The sequence below is a fragment of the Actinomadura sp. genome (assembly GCF_044508335.1).
Taxonomy (GTDB): Bacteria; Actinomycetota; Actinomycetes; order Streptosporangiales; family Streptosporangiaceae; genus Spirillospora.
In genome coordinates this window covers 1-14,755 of sequence record NZ_JBIQHY010000042.1, presented here as the reverse complement: position 1 = coordinate 14,755, position 14,755 = coordinate 1, and the positions used below count along the sequence as shown (strand labels likewise).

General features: G+C 73.1%; 13 protein-coding genes and 1 pseudogene. 5 read left to right on the top strand and 9 right to left on the bottom strand.

Annotated features, from left to right (window positions below):
- Positions 1-97 precede the first annotated feature (97 nt).
- Positions 98-2,911: a vitamin B12-dependent ribonucleotide reductase gene (locus ACIWVC_RS16765; protein WP_396449928.1), complete on the top strand. Its 2,814-nt coding sequence runs from the start codon at positions 98-100 to the stop codon at positions 2,909-2,911.
- A gap of 82 nt (positions 2,912-2,993) precedes the next feature.
- On the opposite strand, the gene ACIWVC_RS16760 is transcribed toward ACIWVC_RS16765, so the two are convergent.
- The gene (locus ACIWVC_RS16760) at positions 2,994-3,674 is read right to left on the bottom strand and encodes a DoxX family protein (protein WP_396449927.1); all 681 of its coding nucleotides are present in this window, start codon (positions 3,672-3,674) and stop codon (positions 2,994-2,996) included.
- A gap of 130 nt (positions 3,675-3,804) precedes the next feature.
- Between ACIWVC_RS16760 and ACIWVC_RS16755 the strand changes: the two genes are divergently transcribed.
- Positions 3,805-4,017, top strand: coding sequence for an OsmC family protein (locus ACIWVC_RS16755; protein WP_396449926.1), 213 nt, complete (start codon positions 3,805-3,807; stop codon positions 4,015-4,017).
- A gap of 1 nt (position 4,018) precedes the next feature.
- Here the strand turns inward: ACIWVC_RS16755 and ACIWVC_RS16750 are convergent, their stop codons facing one another.
- Complete coding sequence (locus ACIWVC_RS16750) at positions 4,019-4,984, bottom strand: pirin family protein (protein ID WP_396449925.1); 966 nt, start codon at positions 4,982-4,984, stop codon at positions 4,019-4,021.
- A gap of 103 nt (positions 4,985-5,087) precedes the next feature.
- On the opposite strand from ACIWVC_RS16750, the gene ACIWVC_RS16745 reads away from it, so the two are divergent.
- Together ACIWVC_RS16745 and ACIWVC_RS16740 are read left to right on the top strand one after the other, a co-directional pair.
- Positions 5,088-6,137, top strand: coding sequence for a biotin/lipoate A/B protein ligase family protein (locus ACIWVC_RS16745; protein ID WP_396449924.1), 1,050 nt, complete (start codon positions 5,088-5,090; stop codon positions 6,135-6,137).
- A gap of 116 nt (positions 6,138-6,253) precedes the next feature.
- Positions 6,254-7,771 carry a TerD family protein gene (locus tag ACIWVC_RS16740; protein ID WP_396454288.1) on the top strand — a complete coding sequence of 506 codons (1,518 nt, stop codon included), beginning with the start codon at positions 6,254-6,256 and terminating at the stop codon, positions 7,769-7,771.
- A gap of 7 nt (positions 7,772-7,778) precedes the next feature.
- Here the strand turns inward: ACIWVC_RS16740 and ACIWVC_RS16735 are convergent, their stop codons facing one another.
- From ACIWVC_RS16735 to ACIWVC_RS16705, 7 genes are all read right to left on the bottom strand, one after another.
- On the bottom strand, positions 7,779-8,411 hold the full coding sequence (locus tag ACIWVC_RS16735; protein ID WP_396449922.1) for an endonuclease: 633 nt from the start codon (positions 8,409-8,411) through the stop codon (positions 7,779-7,781).
- A 72-nt stretch (positions 8,412-8,483) separates the two neighbouring features.
- Positions 8,484-9,248 carry a ribonuclease HII gene (locus tag ACIWVC_RS16730; RefSeq protein ID WP_396449921.1) on the bottom strand — a complete coding sequence of 255 codons (765 nt, stop codon included), beginning with the start codon at positions 9,246-9,248 and terminating at the stop codon, positions 8,484-8,486.
- Positions 9,249-9,336: 88 nt separating this feature from the next.
- A complete protein-coding gene (locus ACIWVC_RS16725) occupies positions 9,337-10,245 on the bottom strand; it encodes a haloalkane dehalogenase (RefSeq protein WP_396449920.1) in 909 nt (302 codons plus the stop codon).
- A 33-nt stretch (positions 10,246-10,278) separates the two neighbouring features.
- Positions 10,279-10,884, bottom strand: a complete 606-nt coding sequence (locus tag ACIWVC_RS16720; protein WP_396449919.1) for a DNA-binding response regulator — start codon at positions 10,882-10,884, stop codon at positions 10,279-10,281.
- Positions 10,885-10,889: 5 nt separating this feature from the next.
- Positions 10,890-12,056: a histidine kinase gene (locus tag ACIWVC_RS16715; protein ID WP_396449918.1), complete on the bottom strand. Its 1,167-nt coding sequence runs from the start codon at positions 12,054-12,056 to the stop codon at positions 10,890-10,892.
- A gap of 98 nt (positions 12,057-12,154) precedes the next feature.
- The gene (locus ACIWVC_RS16710; protein ID WP_396449917.1) at positions 12,155-12,883 is read right to left on the bottom strand and encodes an ABC transporter permease; all 729 of its coding nucleotides are present in this window, start codon (positions 12,881-12,883) and stop codon (positions 12,155-12,157) included.
- The gene (locus tag ACIWVC_RS16705; RefSeq protein WP_396449916.1) at positions 12,880-13,803 is read right to left on the bottom strand and encodes an ATP-binding cassette domain-containing protein; all 924 of its coding nucleotides are present in this window, start codon (positions 13,801-13,803) and stop codon (positions 12,880-12,882) included. Before ACIWVC_RS16705 ends, ACIWVC_RS16710 begins: the two co-directional genes overlap by 4 nt.
- Positions 13,804-13,987: 184 nt before the next feature.
- Between ACIWVC_RS16705 and ACIWVC_RS16700 the strand changes: the two are divergent.
- A pseudogene (locus ACIWVC_RS16700) lies at positions 13,988-14,755 on the top strand (ATPase); the annotation flags it as partial.

Here is a 14,755-nt window from a genome sequence, read left to right as displayed (position 1 = left end):
CCAGCACATTGAAGGCGCCTCCGCGCGGGCATGTCCTGCGCGGCGGCGGAGTTGTTCCTGAACAGGGCCCGGCGGGAGCCCGAGAAGGGGGAAGGTCATGACGGAGACGGTGAGCGGCTCGTCGGCACGGCGCGGCAAGGGGGGCCGCAAAGGGCTGAAGATCGAGCGCATTTTCACCACGCCCGGCGTGCACCCGTACGACGAGCTGCGCTGGGAACGTCGTGACGTCGTCATGACCAACTGGCGGGACGGCTCGGTCAACTTCGAGCAGCGCGGCGTCGAGTTCCCCGACTTCTGGTCGCTGAACGCCGTCAACATCGTCACGTCCAAGTACTTCCGCGGCGCGGTCGGCACCCCGCAGCGGGAATGGAGCCTGAAGCAGCTCGTCGACCGCGTCGTCCGCGTGTACGTGGAGACGGGCCTGCGGGAGGGCTATTTCGCCTCCGAGCAGGACGCCGAGATCTTCGACCACGAGCTGAAGTACGCCCTCGTCCACCAGCTCTTCAGCTTCAACTCCCCGGTCTGGTTCAACGTCGGCACCAAGTCCCCGCAGCAGGTGAGCGCGTGCTTCATCCTGTCGGTGGACGACACGATGGAGTCGATCCTCGACTGGTACAAGGAAGAGGGCGTCATCTTCAAGGGCGGCTCAGGGGCCGGCCTGAACCTGTCCCGCATCCGGTCCAGCAAGGAGCTGCTCTCCTCGGGCGGCACCGCCAGCGGGCCCGTCTCGTTCATGCGGGGCGCCGACGCGTCCGCCGGGACGATCAAGTCGGGCGGGGCGACCCGGCGCGCCGCGAAGATGGTCGTGCTGGACGTCGACCACCCCGACATCGAGGAGTTCATCGAGACCAAGGCGCGCGAGGAGGACAAGATCCGCGCGCTGCGGGACGCCGGGTTCGACATGGACCTCGGCGGCCGGGACATCAGCAGCGTCCAGTACCAGAACGCCAACAACTCCGTCCGCGTGTCGGACGAGTTCATGCAGGCCGTGGAGTCCGACGGCGAGTTCGGGCTGCGCGCCCGCATGACGGGCGAGGTCATCGAGACCGTCAAGGCCAAGGACCTGTTCCGGCTCATGGCCAAGGCCGCGTGGGAGTGCGCCGACCCCGGCATCCAGTACGACGACACGATCAACGACTGGCACACCAACCCCGAAACCGGGCGTATCACCGCAAGTAACCCGTGCAGTGAGTACATGAGCCTGGACAATTCGTCCTGCAACCTCGCGAGCATCAACCTGCTGAAGTTCCTCACCGACGCGGGCACGTTCGACGTCGCGAAGTTCGTGAAGCTCACCGAGCTGATCATCACGGCGATGGACATCTCGATCACGTTCGCCGACTTCCCGACCGAGAAGATCGCCGAGACGACCCGCGACTACCGGCAGCTCGGCATCGGCTACGCCAACCTGGGCGCGCTGCTGATGGCGACGGGGCACGCCTACGACTCCGAGGGCGGCCGCTCCCTCGCCGCGGCGATCACGTCGCTGATGACGGGCGTCGCCTACAAGCGCTCCGCCGAGATCGCCGGCGTGGTGGGGCCGTACGCGGGCTACGCGCGCAACGCCGAGGCGCACAAGCGGGTCATGCGCAAGCACGCCGCCGCCAACGACGGCATCCGCACGCTGGACGAGATGGACAAGGCGATCCACGCCGCCGCCGCCAAGCAGTGGGCGGACTGCCTCAAGGCCGGCGAGAAGCACGGCTACCGCAACGCCCAGGCCAGCCTGCTCGCTCCGACCGGCACCATCGGGCTGATGATGGACTGCGACACCACCGGCATCGAGCCCGACCTCGCGCTGATGAAGTTCAAGAAGCTCGTCGGCGGCGGGTCCATGCAGATCGTCAACCACACGGTGCCGCGCGCCCTGGAGAAGCTCGGCTACCAGCAGGAGCAGATCGAGGCGATCGTCGAGTACATCGCCGAGCACGGCCACGTGGTGGACGCGCCGGGGCTGCGTCCCGAGCACTACGAGGTGTTCGACTGCGCGATGGGCGAGCGGGCGATCAGCCCGATGGGGCACGTCCGGATGATGGCGGCCGTCCAGCCGTTCCTGTCCGGCGCGATCTCCAAGACGGTCAACATGCCGGAGTCGGCCACCGTCGAGGACATCGAGAAGGTGTACTTCGAGGGCTGGCGGCTCGGCCTGAAGGCCCTGGCGATCTACCGCGACAACTGCAAGGTCGGCCAGCCCCTGTCGGCCGCCGGCAAGAAGGACAAGGAGGCGCCGGCGGAGGCGGCGGCCCCCCGCCCGGTCCGCAGGCGGCTGCCGAAGCAGCGTCCCGCGACCGTCACCCGGTTCTCCGTCGCCGGCGCCGAGGGCTACATGACCGCCTCGTCCTACCCGGACGACGGCGTCGGCGAGGTGTTCCTCAAGCTCGGCAAGCAGGGCTCCACGCTCGCCGGCGTGATGGACGCCTTCTCCATGGCGATCTCCATCAGCCTGCAGTACGGCGTCCCGCTGGAGACGTGGGTGGAGAAGTTCACCAACATGCGGTTCGAGCCCGCCGGCATGACCGACGACCCCGACATCCGCATGGCGACCTCGGTGATGGACTACATCTTCCGCCGCCTGGCGCTGGACCACCTCCCCTACGAGGAGCGCGCGGGCCTCGGCATCTTCACCGCCGAGGAGCGCGCGATGCAGGCCAACGGCGAGGACCCGGCCGCCCTGCACGCCGAGGACGAGGTCGACCGCGAGTCGCTCGCCCAGTCCGCCGAGATCAGCAAGCCGGCCGCCCCGGCCCCGGCCGCCCCCGCGTACGAGGCCCACTCGTCCGTGGAGGCGATCGAGAGCCGCCAGGGCCGCACGGCCGACGCGCCGCTCTGCCTCACCTGCGGCACGAAGATGCGCCCGGCCGGCAGCTGCTACGTCTGCGAAGGCTGCGGCTCCACCAGCGGCTGCAGCTGACGCCTGCCTCCTCCGCCCGGTAAGCACCTCGCGTACTTACCGGGCGTTGGCGTTCTTGGGAGCACCCAGGGTGGCGGCGTCTTCAGGAGGGCTCGGGCTTGTCGTCGGTGGGGGACTTGATCGGCTGGGTGGTCGAGGAGCGGCGGCGTGAGGTCTTGCGGCGGCTCGCCACCAGGAGGTCGTCCTCGGAGCCGTCGGGGGACGGCTTGTCCGGGGCCGGTTCCGGGGCGGTGACGGCCTTCGGGCTGCGGCGGGGCTTCTTCGGCGGCTTCAGTTCGGCCTGGCGGAGGGATTCCACGAAGCTCGCGGCGTCGTCCTCGTCGTCGGCGTCCGGGCCGGTCCGGCGCTTGCCGGTGATCCACTGGTCGACGGTGAGGCGGCCGCCGCCGCCCGCGGCGAACACGAGGCTGGCCATGCCGAGGGCCACGACGAGCTCGTAGCCGTTTCGCACCGTCGCGCCGTCCACCACGAACAGGCCCTGGTCGGCGTGGACGAAGACGAACGCGCCGGCCATGTCGATGAACAGCAGGGCGCCCGTGACGGGCAGCCCGAGGCCGGCGATGAGCGCCGCGCCGCCGAGGAGCTCGACGAACGCCGAGTAGACGGCGGCGGCGGTGGGCAGCGGCACGCCGAGGTCGTCGAACGTACGGCCGGTCGCGGTGATGCCCGCCTCGATCTTCTGCCAGCCGTGCGCCATGAAGACGATGCCCACGCCGAGCCGCGCGAGGACTGCCACGACGTCGTAGAGCGGCCGAGAGCGCATGCGGTCGACTCCTTCAGCACGGGGATGGGGCCCGGTTAGACGGAGAGTATGACGGCCTGTCCGGAGATATCGCGAACGTCGCAGGTGACGGCTATGGTCGGCGGGTGAGGACGCGGTCGAGAAGATCGTGGTGACCGGCTACGAGGACGAGCCGCGGGGTGTCATGGTGGAGGGCTCGGACGGCGGCGGGCGGTTCGAGGAGGTCGTCCTGCGGCCGCACGTGACGCTGGCCGACTCCGCGCAGGCCGGGAGGGCCGCCGAGCTGCACGAGAAGGCGCATGAGCTCTGCTTCATCGCGAACTCGGTCAACTTCCCCGTCCGCCATGAGGCGAGCTGGGGGTAGGTCAGCGCGTCCGGCCGCGGGGCTTCAGGCGCGCCGCCGGCATGGGCGGTGCGGGGAGGCGGTCGCCGCGGTAGCCCTCCACCGCGCCGAAGCGGTCGCCCGTCATCCAGTCCTCGCGGGCCTGGGCGATCTCCTCTCCGGCTCGGGCGATGAAGTTCCACCACATGACGAGCTTCTCCTCGAACGGCTCGCCGCCCAGCAGGACGAAGCCGCCGGGCCCGTCGGCCCGCAGCGGCAGCTCGCGGCGTCCGGAGCCGAGGTAGAGCATCGAGCCGGGTTCGACCCGCTCGCCGTCGATCTCGATGGCGCCGGACATGGTGAGCGCCGCGTACTCGAAGTCCGGCTCGACCGGCAGGCGCACGTCGGCGCCGTCTTCCAGGGCGATGTCCGCGCCCATGATCGGGGTGAACGCGGTGCCGGGGGAGGCGGCGCCGTCGAGTTCGCCCAGCAGGAGAGTGGCGGTGAAGCCGGGGGCGGTGACCACGGGCAGGTCGGGGTGGAACTCCCAGGCGGGGTCGGTGTGCCGGTGGGCGTCCGGGAGCGCGACCCAGAGCTGGGCGCCGTGCAGGACGGGGGAGTGGTCGCGCGGCGACTCCTCCGAGTGGGCGATGGCGCGGCCGGCGGTCATCAGCCCGAGCTGCTTCGGGCGGATGGTCTGCAGGCTGCCGAGGCTGTCGCGGTGCAGGACCTCCCCGCCGTGCAGCCAGCTGACGGTCTGCAGCCCGATGTGCGGATGCGGCGGCACCTGCATGCCGGGCTGGTCGGTGATGTCGTCCGGCCCGTAGTGGTCGACGAAGCACCATGCGCCCACCATCCGCCGCCCCAGGCTGGGCAGCAGCCGGCGGACGACGGTGCTCTCGCCCAGCGGGACCCGGCGCGGCGGCAGCAGTTCGTGGACGGGCCCACCCGCCACGTCGTCGCGTCCGCCGCACTGCACCGGCTTCGGCCGGACATCGAGATTGCTCACCGCAACCGCCCTTCCCACAACGCCGTCCCTTAACGATGCCCTACCGCCTCCCCGGTTGAACCCGCGGAATGGGGTGTGCGGGCGCCGGGTTCACCTCTATGTGATGCACGGTGAGTACAAGGTCCCCGGTGGCAAGCTCGTGGTCGCGGACGTCGACGTCGTCGACGGTGTCCTGCGCAACCCTCGGATCAGCGGCGACTTCTTCCTCGAACCGGACGCGGCCCTGGACGCGATCAACGGCGTCCTCGACGGGCTGCCCGCGGCGCTGGACGCCAGGGCGATCGGCGTCCGCGTCCAGGCGGGGCTGCCGCGCGGCACGGTGATGCTCGGCATCACCGCCGAGGCCGTCGGCATCGCGGTGCGGCGGGCCGTCGCCAAGGCGTCGGACTGGCGCGACCACGACTGGCGGCTGGTCCACGAGCCGCCGCAGGAACCGGCCCTGCACATGGCGCTCGACCAGGTGCTCGCCGAGGAGGTCGGCGCGGGCCGCCGCCCGCCGACGCTGCGGGTGTGGGAGTGGGCGTCGCCCGCGGTGGTCATCGGCAGCTTCCAGTCGCTGCGCAACGAGGTGGACGCCGCGGCGGCGGAGCGGCACGGCGTCGAGGTGGTGCGGCGCATCAGCGGCGGCGGAGCGATGTTCATCGAGCCCGGCAACACGATCACGTACTCGCTGTACGCGCCGGAGACGCTGGTCGCCGGGATGTCGTTCGCGGAGAGCTACGCGTTCCTGGACGACTGGGTGCTCGGCGCGCTCGGCGGGCTCGGGATCAAGGCGTGGTACCAGCCGCTGAACGACATCACGTCCGACAACGGCAAGATCGCCGGTGCGGCGCAGAAGCGGCTCGCGTCGGGCGCGGTGCTGCACCACGTGACGATGGCCTACGACATCGACGCGGAGAAGATGCTGCAGGTCCTGCGCATCGGCCGGGAGAAGATCTCCGACAAGGGGATCGCCAGCGCGGTGAAGCGGGTGGACCCGCTGCGGCGGCAGACCGGCCTGCCCCGCGAGGAGATCATCGACCGCATGATCGGGCACTTCCGGTCCCGGTACGGCCTCACCGGCGACCGGGTGGGCGAGGACGAACTGCGCCTGGCCCGCAAGTACGTCACCGACAAGTTCGCCACTCCGGAGTGGACGGCCCGCATCCCCTGACGCGCGCGGCCGGGGCGGAACCCTGGCGCGCCGCCGTGCGTCCTCCTCATGGCAGGTCGCGGGCGTGCGGCGGCACGCCGTAGGTTGGTGACGTCGGCCGATGATGAGGAGCGTTCATGTCGATGCAGAAGGGCGCCAACACCGCGGTGCCGGTTCCCTCGGTGCGGGTCGAGCTGGGCTGGCAGGCCGGTCCGGGCGTGCCGGACGCGGACGCGTCGGCGCTCCTGGTGACCGAGGCCGGGCGGGTCCGGTCCGACGGCGACTTCGTCTTCTACAACCAGCCGGCGCACGCCTCCGGCGCGGTGCGGCACGAGGGCAAGCAGCAGGGGCCGACGGTCCTGGACGTCCTGTCGGTGGACCTGAGCCGGGTCGAACCCGCCATCGACAAGATCGTCATCGCGGCGTCCGCGGACGGCGGGACGTTCGGCCAGTTCCAGGGCCTGTACGTGCGGGTCGTGGACGCGGCGGGCGGCACGGAGGTCGCCCGGTTCGACAGCCCCGGCGCGACCACGGAGACGGCGTTCGTGCTCGGTGAGCTGTACCGGCGGCAGGGCGCGTGGAAGTTCCGCGCGGTCGGCCAGGGGTACGACTCGGGCCTCGCGGGCCTGGCCACCGACTACGGCATCTCGGTCGACGACCCGGGCCAGGCGGCACCGCCGCCGCCCCCGCAGCCGGTGCGGCCGCCCGCCCCTCCGGCGCCCCCGCAGCCGCAGTACGCGCCGCCGCCTCCGCCGCCCGGCGGCCAGTACGCGCCGCCCCCTCCGCCGCCCGGCCAGTACGCGCCGCCGCCTCCGCCGCCAGGCGGCCAGTACGCGCCGCCCCCTCCGCCGCCCGGCCAGTACGCGCCGCCGCCTCCGCCGCCAGGCGGCCAGTACGTTCCGCCTCCGCCGCCGCCTCCACCGGGCCAGTACGCGCCGCCGCCTCCCCCAGGTGGTCAGTACGCGCCGCCGCCTCCCGGCCAGTACGCGCCCCCGCCCGGCCCGGCGCAGCCGCAGCAGCAGGGCGGCAAGATCTCCCTGACGAAGAACGCCCCGTCGGTGTCGCTCACCAAGCACGGCGCGACGGGCGGCCACATGCGCGTCAACCTCAACTGGACCGCCCGCGAGGGCGCCGCCAAGGGGCGGCTCGGCAAGCGCCGCCGCGGCGTCGACCTCGACCTCGACCTGTGCTGCCTCTGGGAACTGCAGGACGGCCGCAAGGGCATCATCCACGCGATCGGCGACATGGGCGCCCTCGACCGCGCGCCGTTCATCAAGCTCGACAAGGACGACCGCACCGGCGCCATCGAGTCGGGCGAGAACCTCCACATCAACCTCGACCACACCGGGGACTTCAAGCGCATCCTGGTGTTCGCCGAGATCTACGACGGCGCCGACGACTTCCGCGGCCTGGACGCGATCGCCACGCTGTTCCCGGTGGGCGCGCCGCCCATCGACATGCGGATGGACGACTGCGTGGACGGCTCCCGCGACGCGGTCCTGGCGCTCATCGAGAACGTGAACGGCGAGCTGGTCGTCCGCCGGGAGGGGCGGTTCATCCTGCCGCCTCCCGGCCGGCCGCGCTGGGGCAAGATGGCCGTCGACCAGGCGTACGGCTGGAACCTGGAGTGGGTCGCCTCGCGCGGCAAGGACTGAGCGGCGCTCACGCGGCCTTCAGCTGCTCCGCCAGCTTCTTGTCGTGGGCGACCCGCACGAGGGCCGCGGTGAACCGCGCCAGGTCCTTGCCGGGGACCTTCTCGGCGAGCTCGCCGGCGTCGGTGGGCAGGCCGAGCCGTTCGGCGCCCTTCTTGACCTGGTCGTCGATGTGGGGGCGCAGCCACGGCCAGATGGCCTGCGCTTCGCGGAAGAAGATGTCCACGCCGGTGGGGCCGATGCCGGGGAACTCCTGCAGCAGCTCGGCGGCCTTCTTCGGGTCGCGTCCCGACTCGATGGCGAGGCGCCGCAGGTCGCCCTTGTACTTGTCCTGGACGATCTCGGCGGTCTCGCCCAGGCGGGACGCGGTCGACTCGTCGTAGCGGACGTAGTGGCCGCGCCCGAGCGCGTCCACCCGGTCCTGCCACGACAGCCGGCTCATGCCGCGCGCGGTTCCGCCGCCGGCCGCGAACAGTTCGCGGGCGGCGGACACCGCGATGTCCGCCGAGATGCGCGCGCTCAGCAGGTTGGCCAGGACGAGCAGCTTGAACAAGGCGGCAGGCTGGTCCTTCAGCGTTATGCCGGCCTCCTCGGCGAACGTCTGGCCGGACTCGCGCAGCAGCTTCTTCACGACGGCATCCATGGCATGTACCTCCCGTGGATGGCGCCTACCCGGCCAGGCCGCGATGACTCCCCGGGAGGGTCTCGCAGGGACTCACAGGAGGCTGAGCTGCCCTTCGCCGGCGAGCGGGTCGCGGTGCTTCTTCAGGTGCCGCCAGCGCGGGAGGTCGTCCAGGTACGACCAGGACATTCGGTGGTGCGGCGTGGGCCCGTGCTCCTCCAGCGCCTTCTGGTGGACGGGCGAGGGGTACCCGGCGCTGTCGGCGAACCCGTAGCCGGGGAACTCGCCGTCCAGCTCCGCCATCAGCCGGTCGCGGTGGACCTTCGCCAAGACGGACGCGGCGGCGACCGTGACCGACCTCTGGTCGGCCTTGATCTCGCACCGGACGCGCCAGGGCCGGCCCAGGAAGTCGTGCTTGCCGTCCAGGATGACCACGTCGGGCCGGGCGGGTAGCGATTCCAGCGCGCGGACGGCGGCACGCCGCAGCGCCTCGGTCATGCCGACCTCGTCGATCTCCTCGGGCGACGACGCGCCGATCGCGTGCCCGGCGAGCCATCCGGGCAGCAGGCCGGCGAACGCCTCGCGGTGCGCCCCGGTGAGCAGCTTGGAGTCGGTCAGCGCGACGGTCTTCTCGCCGCGCCCCGGCAGGACGGGCGGCGGGCTCAGGTCGGTGACGGCGGCGCACACCACGACGGGTCCGGCCCAGGCGCCGCGGCCGACCTCGTCCACCCCGGCGATCGTGACCGGGCGCGCGGCCCGCAGCTCGTCCTCGATCTCGTAGCCCGCGGCGCGCGGGATCCCCGCGGATGCGGGGCCGGGGTCGAGCCCGGGGAGGGCGTCGCCGGTCGTGTCGGTCAAGGAGGCTCCTCTAGGACGCGTGGACTCACGAGCGCAGCGGCCGGCGAACGCGGGAACCTGCGAACGCGGGAACCTGCGAACGCGGGGCTCACGACCGCATGAACGCCGCGATCGCGTGGCCGAGCCGCTCCCCGTCGTCCTCCTGCAGGAAGTGGCCCGCGCCGTCGATCGTAGGGTGCTCGATGCCCTGCGCGCCCGGAACCAGCTGCTTGAACAGCGGGGCCATCGCACCGGTGATGGGGTCCTTGTCGCTGAAGGCGACCAGGAACGGCTTGTCCCACGCGCGCAGGACGTCCCAGGCGTCGCGGTTCGGCTGCGCCTCCGGGTCGTCGGGTTCGGCGGGGACGAGCGCCGGCATCGCCCGCGGCCCCGCCTTGAACGACTCGTCCGGGAACGGCGCGTCGTAGGCGGCGCGCACCTCGTCGGTCAGGGCGGTGCGGCATCCGGCGGCGATGTTGCGGGCGATGTCGAACTCGGCGGCCGTGCGGACGGACTGCCGGAACCTCAGCCACGTCTCCGGCATCGGGAAGTCGCCCGTGGGCAGGCCGGTGTTGGCCACGACGACGCGGGAGAACCGGTCCTGGTGGGCGGTGACCAGGCGCAGGCCGATGAGGCCGCCCCAGTCCTGCCCGACGAGGGTGACGTCCCGCAGGTCGAGGGCGTCGAACACCAGCGAGCGCGTCCATTCGATGTGGCGGGCGTAGGTGTGGTCGGTCATCTCGGCGGGCTTGTCGGAGCGCCCGAAACCGACCAGGTCGGGCGCGACGACGCGGAGCCCCGCGCCGGCCAGGACCCGCATGACGCGGCGGTAGAGGAACGACCAGCTCGGCTCGCCGTGCAGGCACAGCACGACGGGGCCGTCGGAGGGGCCCGCCTCGACGTAGGCCATCCGCAGCGCGCCGTCGCCGTCCTGGGCGGGCACGTCGGCGTAGCGCGGTTCGTAGGGGAAGTCCGGGAGGTGGTCGAAGCGCTCGTCGGGCGTACGCAGGATCCGCATCCGCCCATCATGGCAGCGCCCGGCGGACGCGCGTCAGAGCCAGCCGTTGTGCCGCGCGGTGCCCACCGCCTCGATGCGGTTGCGCGCGCCCGTCTTGCCGATCGCGGCGGACAGGTAGTTCCGGACGGTGCTCTCCGACAGGTGCAGCCGCGCGGCGATGTCGGCGACGGTGGACCCGTCGGCCGCGGCCGACAGCACGTCGCGCTCCCGCTCGGTCAGCGGGTTCGGGCCGACCGACAGCGCCGCCGCGGCCAGCGCCGGGTCGACGACCTGCTCCCCGGCCAGGACGCGCCGCAGGGCCGTGACCAGGTCCTCGATGGGGCCGTCCTTGACCAGGAACCCGCTCGCCCCCGCCTCCATCGCGCGGCGCAGGTAGCCGGGCCGCCCGAACGTGGTCACGATCAGCACCTTGCACGCGGGCAGCTCGCGGCGCAGGTCGGCGGCGACGTCCAGGCCGCTGCGGCCGGGCATCTCGATGTCGAGCACGGCGACGTCCGGGCGGGTGCGCAGCGCCTCGGCCAGCGCCTGCGCGCCGTCGCCGACCTCGGCGACGACCTCGACGTCCTCCTCCAGGCCGAGCAGCAGGGCGAGCGCGCCGCGCATCATGCCCTGGTCCTCGGCGAGCAGCACTCTGATCACGTCGCTCATTGTCCACCCGCGCCCCGCGCCGCGCCGGCGGGGACGGTGACGGTCAGCAGGAACCCTCCTCCGGGCGCGGGGCCGGCCCGGACCGTGCCGTCGGCCGTCGCCACCCGCTCGGACAGCCCGCGCAGCCCGTGGCCGCCGTGGGCGCCCGGCCCGTGCCGCCCGGACGCGCCGGCCCCGTCGTCCCGCACCTCCAGGACGGCCCGGTCACCGTCCGCGCGGACGGTGATGTCGCAGTGCGCGGCCCCGCTGTGCCGGATCACGTTGGTGACCCCTTCGCGGACCGCCCAGCCGAGCAGCGCGTCCGTCCCGGCCGGCAGCGGCGGTCCGGTGCGGCGGATGGCGGCCTCCACGCCGGCGTCCGCCAGCGCCGTGCGGGCGGCGTCCAGCTCGCCGGCCAGGCCGCGGCCCCGGTACCCGCTGACCGCCTGCCGGACCTCGTCCAGGGCCTCCCGCCCCACGGTCTCGATGTCGGCGGCCTGCCGGGCGGCCACCGCCGGGTCGCGCTCGGCGATGAGCCGGACGGCCTGCGCCTTCACCACCATCAGCGACAGCGTGTGGCCGAGCAGGTCGTGCAGGTCGCGGGAGAAGCGCAGCCGCTCGCGCGCCACGGCCGCCTCGGCGAGCTCCTCCCGCGCGTCCCGGAGCAGGCCGATGACGGTGAACAGCCGCAGGATCACCGCGGTCACCACGCCGGCCGTCGCGGTGCCGTACCAGATCGCGGCGAGGGCGCCGCCGTCCTCGCCGCCCGCCCAGCCGACCAGGGCGCTCAGCGAGGAGACGCCGCCGACGCCGGCGAGCATCGCGAGCTCCGGTCCGCCGCGCCGCGGCAGGTGCCCGACGAGGACGCCGGTGGAGAGCCCCAGCAGCGGGAACAGCGTGTACCACCGGCCCTGGAAGCCCAGGGACGCCGCGGCCGCGACCGCCGCCTGGGCGGTCAGCAGCACGATCGGCACCCGGATGGGGAAGCGCCCGTCGAACGAGGTGCGGATGACGGCGACGTGCAGGAACGCGAACACCAGCAGCGCCGCGACGGCGAGCCACACGGGACGGGCGCGGCCCTGCGCCACGTCCCACAGCGGCCACACCAGGATGATGAGCCAGAACACGAAGACGTGGCCGCGGGGTCCTTCGCGGTCCAGGGTGTCCAGATCCAGGTCGGGCACGCGCCTTCGCGGAGTGCCCTTCCATGGGATCACCTGTCGTTCTCCTCGTTCACATTGCCACGGTATGCGGACGTCCCGCTCACGGGCTGCGGGCTCGTTCACAGGGTTCGGGTGGAGCGCCGGTAGCCGAAGGCGGCGAAGGCCACGAAGACGCCCGCCCACAACGCCAGCAGCATGACGCCGGCCGGCGTCGGGGCGTGGCCTTCGGTGACGCGCCAGGACAGCTCGCCGTAGCGGTTGATCGGCGTCGCCGCCCCGATGTCCTGCAGCCACCCGGGGAACCTGGTGATCGGCACCCACAGGCCGCCCAGCAGGGACAGGCCCATGTAGCAGGTCAGCGCGGCCATCTGCGCCTGCTGCGCGGTGAACAGGTACCCGAGGCCGATCCCGAGGACCGCCATGGGCGCGATGCCCGCCCACAGCAGCGCGACCACGGCCGCCCACTGGCCGGCGCCGAGCGACACCCCGTTCACCAGCGCGCCGGCCAGGCAGATCGACACGATCGGCGGGACGGCGACGACCATCGCGCACAGAGTCCGGCCGACGACGACCTCGGAGGGGCGCAGGGGCAGCAGCCGCAGCTGCCGTATCCAGCCGAGCGGCTTGTCCTCGGCGATGGACACGCCGTTGTTCAGCACGGCCCCGACCGCGCCGAAGCCCGCCATGCCCACCATCGCGTAGACCGCGCCCGCGTGCTCGGACTTCCCGGTCAGGTCGAGGTTGGTGAACACCAGGTACATCGTGAGCGGCGATATCAGGCTCATCACGAGGTAGCCGGGGTCGCGCAGCAGCCGCATCATCTCCAGCCGGACGTAGGACAGGATCATCGCAGGGCCTCCTTCTGTCCGGTGAGGGCGAGGAACGCCTCTTCCAGGCCGGCCCCCGTCACCTCGAGGTCGCGGACCATCCCGGCCTCGGCCAGCGCCAGGACCGTCGCGTCCGAGTCGGTGGTGTGCAGCAGGACGCGGCGCCCCCGCACCTCGCTGCCGACCACGCCGGGAAGGCCGTCCAGCGCCGCCGCCGGCCCGTCCAGGTCGAAGGCGACGGTGCGGCCGGGGACGCGCCGCTTGATCTCCTCGCTGGTGCCGTCGGCGATGACGCGGCCCCGGTCGATGACCACGATCCGGTCGGCGTAGTCGTCGGCCTCCTCCAGGTAGTGGGTGGAGAACAGGATCGTCCGCCCGTGCTCGGCGTAGGAGCGCACGCTCGCCCACAGCTCGCGCCTCGACTCGATGTCCAGGCCCGTCGTCGGCTCGTCCAGGACGAGGAGGTCGGGCGCGCCCGCCACCGCGATCGCGAACCGGACGCGCTGCGCCTGCCCGCCCGACAGCCGGTCGGCCCGCCGCCCCGCCAGGTCCGCGACGCGCGCGGTCTCCATCAGCTCGTCCAGCGGCGGGACGGCCCGGTCGCGGGCCTTCGCCGCGTAGGCGCGGCGGACGAAGCCGAGCAGCTCCCGGACGGTCACCCCGCCGATCAGCCGCCCCGTCTGCGGCATCGCGCCCACGCGGCCGCTGCGCACCGCCCGCTGCGGCGCCGTGCCCAGCAGCCGCACCTCGCCCGCGTCGGGCGGGATCAGCCCGAGCAGCATCGCGATGGCCGTGGACTTGCCCGCGCCGTTCGGGCCGAGGAGCGCCACGGACGTCCCCCGGTCGAGGCGCAGGTCGAGGCCGTCGACCGCCCGCACCGTCCCGTAATCCTTGGTCGCGCCGGTGAAGAGCACCGCCGGTTCCGCCGTTCTGACTTCCATGCCTCGGACCTTACGGATTCGGCCGGTGCCGGCAGCAGATGCGAACCTCCACTTCTGGACAGTACGAATGTCCTGGTCCCGGCGGCGGGGTGAGCTGCGCCCCGCCCCAGGCAGGGTGGGCGGGCGCCAACGAACCGGGCGCGGGGAGTCCCGTTCCGGGCGGTCCTGCGCTTTACTCGCCTTGATGGCTTTGTTCGACAGGTCCCGCTCCCGCCCGGCGAAGGACGCCGCGGCGCGGGATCTTTTCGAGCGCCTGCGGGTGCGCTACTTCCACATCGCGCCGGGGCTGCGGTTCCTGGGCGGGCTGCTGCTGGTGGCGCTGGTGCTGGCCGGCGCGGTCGTGCTCGACGGGCCGTTCCTCGGCGCGGCGGCGGGCGCGGTCGTCCTGCTGGTCGCCGTGCACCTGACCCTGCGCTCGCCCACGGGCATGGCGGTCGTCGCCGTCATCGCGTCCTGGGTCGCGCTGTCCCTGCCCCTGGGCGGGCTCTATCCCGGCGGCGACGACCTGTCGTACCTGAGCCCGGCGGTGCTGCTGGCCGCGCTCGCCGTGCCCGTGGCCGCGGCCGCGTTCCGCCTGCGCGGGTACGCGCCGTGGAGCACGACGCTGCTCGCGCTCGCCGCCGCCGGAGCCGCGACGGCGGCGACCGCCCACGTGGTGCCGCAGGCCAGTGCCGCGCCTGGCTGGGCCGCCGCCCTGGCCGTCCTCGCCTACCGGTGGGACCGGGCGCGCCGTACGGTGCCCGCCGAGGCGTACGAGACCGGCTGGGTCCAGGAACAGGCGAGCCCGAAAGGGGACGCGATGCCGCCGGGCCCCCGCAAGAACCCGACCGGCCCGCCCCATCCCGACCGGCCGGACAGGAAGCCGGCCAGGTCCGACCGGCGCGGCCCCGGCGACGAGCCCGCCGCCGCGGCGGCCGCGCGCCCCGCCCACGGGGGCGCCGCCGCGCGGGCC

Bases quoted from the DNA above. Each gene is read 5' to 3' on its own strand.
- ACIWVC_RS16735 (WP_396449922.1), bottom strand. From the start codon at position 8,411: ATGGATGCCGTCGTGAAGAAGCTGCTGCGCGAGTCCGGCCAGACGTTC.
- ACIWVC_RS16705 (WP_396449916.1), bottom strand. From the start codon at position 13,803: ATGGAAGTCAGAACGGCGGAACCGGCGGTGCTCTTCACCGGCGCGACC.
- ACIWVC_RS16765 (WP_396449928.1), top strand. From the start codon at position 98: ATGACGGAGACGGTGAGCGGCTCGTCGGCACGGCGCGGCAAGGGGGGC.
- ACIWVC_RS16740 (WP_396454288.1), top strand. From the start codon at position 6,254: ATGTCGATGCAGAAGGGCGCCAACACCGCGGTGCCGGTTCCCTCGGTG.
- ACIWVC_RS16725 (WP_396449920.1), bottom strand. From the start codon at position 10,245: ATGCGGATCCTGCGTACGCCCGACGAGCGCTTCGACCACCTCCCGGAC.
- ACIWVC_RS16760 (WP_396449927.1), bottom strand. From the start codon at position 3,674: ATGCGCTCTCGGCCGCTCTACGACGTCGTGGCAGTCCTCGCGCGGCTC.
- ACIWVC_RS16710 (WP_396449917.1), bottom strand. From the start codon at position 12,883: ATGATCCTGTCCTACGTCCGGCTGGAGATGATGCGGCTGCTGCGCGAC.
- ACIWVC_RS16745 (WP_396449924.1), top strand. From the start codon at position 5,088: ATGCACGGTGAGTACAAGGTCCCCGGTGGCAAGCTCGTGGTCGCGGAC.